Source organism: Janibacter sp. CFPM2_SD2 (assembly GCF_057364645.1).
Map to the genome: position 1 here is coordinate 1 of NZ_JBNFOF010000403.1, position 619 is coordinate 619.

The window sequence follows — 619 nt, forward strand, 5'->3', positions numbered from 1 at the left end:
TCGTCGGTCTCGCCGACGCCGGCGCGGGCTGCCGGCCGTGGCCCCGGCTCTCGGCACAGCTCGCGGTCGGCACCGTCGCGGGGTCACCGGGAGCGGCCGGAGTCGCGCGCGGCGTGGTGGTGGTCCCCGCTGCGGTCACGTCGTGAACTTCATGGACGGCATCAACGGGATCTCGGGCCTCACCGCCCTGGCCTGGGGGCTGCACGCCGCGCGGGTCGAGCCCGACTCGGCCTCCGGCCAGGCGGTCGCCGGTGCCGGGCTGGGCTTCCTCCCGTGGAACCTGCCCCGTGCCCGGCTCTTCCTCGGCGACTCCGGCAGCTATCTGCTGGGCTCGCTCGTCGGGACCTCGATCACCCGGGCCGAACCCCGGGTCGCCGTGCGCCTGGCCCTGCCGCTGGCGCCCTACCTCCTCGACGCGGGGGCCACCCTCGCGCGTCGCGCCCTCGCCGGTCGGGACGTGATGACCGCGCACCGGGAGCACGCCTACCAGCGTCTGGTGCACGAGCACGGCTTCTCGCATGTACAAGTGGCGGGTGCTCACGCCCTGCTCGTCGCCGCTCTCGGGCAGGCCGCCCGTCGGCTGGCGCTGCCCGCGGCGAGGTCGTCGCCGTCGGCGTCG

Annotated in this window: 1 protein-coding gene; it reads left to right on the plus strand. The window is 76.3% G+C overall.

Annotated features, from left to right (window positions below; all coding sequences use genetic code 11):
- Positions 1-151: 151 nt before the first annotated feature.
- Positions 152-619, plus strand: a 468-nt coding sequence (locus tag AC2W7J_RS18645; protein ID WP_485984298.1) for an MraY family glycosyltransferase, incomplete at its 3' end; no start/stop codon positions are given.